The 2,532-nt window shown below is 74.4% G+C and carries 3 protein-coding genes; 1 reads left to right on the top strand and 2 read right to left on the bottom strand.

Annotated features, from left to right (window positions below; genetic code table 11):
* Together dhaL and dhaK are read right to left on the bottom strand one after the other, a co-directional pair.
* Positions 1 to 566 (bottom strand): dihydroxyacetone kinase subunit DhaL (dhaL, locus tag CRM73_RS18865; protein WP_370658577.1); only part of this gene is annotated, 566 nt, incomplete at its 3' end.
* On the bottom strand, positions 551 to 1,552 hold the full coding sequence (gene dhaK, locus CRM73_RS18860; RefSeq protein WP_229588755.1) for a dihydroxyacetone kinase subunit DhaK: 1,002 nt from the start codon (positions 1,550 to 1,552) through the stop codon (positions 551 to 553). The genes dhaK and dhaL, both read right to left, overlap by 16 nt.
* A 122-nt stretch (positions 1,553 to 1,674) precedes the next feature.
* On the opposite strand from dhaK, the gene CRM73_RS18855 reads away from it, so the two are divergent.
* Positions 1,675 to 2,484: an alpha/beta fold hydrolase gene (locus CRM73_RS18855; RefSeq protein WP_229588754.1), complete on the top strand. Its 810-nt coding sequence runs from the start codon at positions 1,675 to 1,677 to the stop codon at positions 2,482 to 2,484.
* The last annotated feature ends 48 nt before the right edge of the window (positions 2,485 to 2,532 follow it).

Raw genomic sequence — 2,532 nt, 5'->3', positions numbered from 1 at the left:
CCCAGGTAGCTGGCCCGGCCCTTGCGGGCCACGAGCGGGATCGTCGCGGCGCAGCCCGCCTCGGCCGCGTTGGCCGCGGCGGACAGCGCGTCGGCGATGCCGGCGCCCCCGGCCACCGCCGCGTCGTAGGCGTCGAGTGCCGGGACCAGGGCGTCCACCATCGTCTTGTCGCCCTGCTGGGCCTTGCCCCGGGCGACCACGCCCTCCAGCCCGGCCCGCAGCGCCCCGCCCAGCGCGGCGGCGTCGACGGCCTGCCCATCGGCCAGCCCGCCGCCGACCCGCAGGAAGAACGTGCCGTACAGCGGGCCGCTGGCCCCGCCGACGGTGCTGACCAGGGTCATGCCGGCCTTCTTCAGCATCGCGCCGGCGTCCCCGGCACCGCCCGCGTCCAGCGCGCCGACGACCGCCCGCATGCCACGGTCCATGTTGCTCCCGTGGTCGGCGTCGCCGATGGCGGAGTCGAGCTCCGTGAGCTCGGCGGCGTGGTCGTGGACGACCTCCGCGAACCTCCGCAGCCAGCGGTCGAGACCCTCGGCGGTGACCTCCGGCATCACGTGCCCCAGCACAGGCCGGGGGTGTTGACCGGCGCGTCCCACAGGCGGACGACCTCGTCGTCCGCGCGCAGCAGGGTCACGGAGCAGCCGGCCATGTCCAGCGAGGTGATGTAGTTGCCGACCAGGCTGCGGGCGACCGGGATGCCGGCCTTCTGCAGCAGCTGCTGCACCTCGGAGTACATGATGTACAGCTCGATCAGCGGCGTGCCGCCCATGCCGTTGAGGAACGCGATCACCGGGGCGCCGTCGGCCGCGGGCAGGTCGGCCAGGACCGGCTCGACGAGCATGGCCGCGATCTCCCGCGCGGGAGCGATCGGCCGCCGTTCGCGTCCGGGCTCGCCGTGGATGCCGATGCCGACCTCGATCTCGTTCTCGCCGAGCTCGAACGTCGGTCTGCCCGCGGCCGGGACCGTGCACGAGGTGAGCGCCATGCCCATGCTGCGCCCCTGCTCGTCGACCCGCCGCGCGATGTCGGCGACCTCGGCGAGCGGACGGCCCTCCTCGGCGGCCGCACCGGCGATCTTCTCCAGCAGCACGGTGACCCCCACGCCGCGACGTCCGGCGGTGTACAGGCTGTCCTGCACGGCGACGTCGTCGTCGGTGACGACCGGGACCACCTCGACACCGTTCTCGGCGGCGAGCTCGGCGGCCATCTCGAAGTTCATGACGTCGCCGGTGTAGTTCTTCACGATGTGCAGGACGCCGGCGCCGCCGTCGACGCCGAGGGTCGCGGCGAGCATCTGGTCCGGCACCGGGGAGGTGAACACCTCGCCGGCGCAGGCCGCGTCCAGCATCCCCGGGCCCACGAACCCGCCGTGCATCGGCTCGTGTCCGGAGCCGCCGCCGGACACCAGGCCCACCTTGCCGCGCCGGGGCGCGTCGGCGCGGAAGACGACGCGGTTGGAGTGGTCGACGCGCAGGCGGTCCCCGTGCGCCGCCTGCATGCCGAGCAGGGCCTCCCGGACGACGTCGGCCGGGTCGTTGATGAGCTTCTTCATGTGCCCCATCCGACCACTCCGCCGGTGGTCGTGACAACAGTTCCGGACGACTGTGGGGCATTGAGTCCTCGGCGCGCGACGAGAGCGCCGTCCCCCGGCGGCCGAGACCCTAAGCTCGGAGGATGGCTGAGATCCGGACGGGCACCCTGCACACCACCGCTGTCGGGGACGACGGCGACCGCGTCGTCTTCCTGCACGGTCTGTTCGGCCGGGGCAAGAACTTCACCCGGATCGCCAAGGACCTCCAGCCGGACTTCCGGAGCCTGCTCGTGGACCTGCCCAACCACGGCGGGTCCGCGTGGACGGACCGGGTGGACTACGAGCAGATGGCGGACTCCGTGGCCGAGACCCTGCGCGACGACTTCGCCGCGGCGGGGCCGGTCGCCGTCGTCGGGCACTCCCTCGGCGGCAAGGTGGCGATGGTGCTGGCGCTGCGGCACCCGGAGCTCGTCTCCCGGCTCGTCGTGGTGGACATCGCCCCCGCCCGGGCCGGGGGCGGCGAGGGCGAGTTCGCCCACCTGCTGGACAGCCTCGCGGCCGTGGACCTCACGGCCGTCGAGCGCCGCTCGGACGCGGACGAGGCCCTCCGGGGGCCCATCCCGTGGGACACCACCCGGAGCTTCCTGCTGCAGAACCTGCGCAGGGGCCCGGAGGGCCTCTCCTGGGAGCCGAACCTCGAGCTGCTGCGGTCGAGCCTGGACACCATCGGCGGCTTCCCGGACACCGGGGACGCCGTCTACGAGGGGCCGGTGCTCTGGGTCGCCGGCGGGCGCTCGGACTACGTGCGCGACGAGCACGCGCCGGTCATGCGCCGGCTGTTCCCCCGGGCGCACCGGGTGACGATCCGCGAGGCCGGCCACTGGGTCCACTCGCAGGAGCCGGAGAAGTTCGCCGCGGTGCTGCGCGGGTTCCTGGCCCGCACCGGGCCCTGACCGCCCTCCCCGCCCGGGGCGCGGCCGCCCCGGACGGTGCGCGCCGGG

Origin of the sequence: Kocuria sp. CCUG 69068, assembly GCF_020833785.1 — a bacterium.
Classification (GTDB): Bacteria; Actinomycetota; Actinomycetes; order Actinomycetales; family Micrococcaceae; genus Kocuria; species Kocuria rosea.
The sequence above is the reverse complement of the archived record's forward strand: the minus strand, read 5'-3'. Positions and strand labels throughout refer to the sequence as shown.

What these genes read in the sequence shown, in the direction of transcription:
- dhaK (WP_229588755.1), bottom strand. Translation starts at nt 1,552, where the DNA reads ATGAAGAAGCTCATCAACGACCCGGCCGACGTCGTCCGGGAGGCCCTG.
- CRM73_RS18855 (WP_229588754.1), top strand. Translation starts at nt 1,675, where the DNA reads ATGGCTGAGATCCGGACGGGCACCCTGCACACCACCGCTGTCGGGGAC.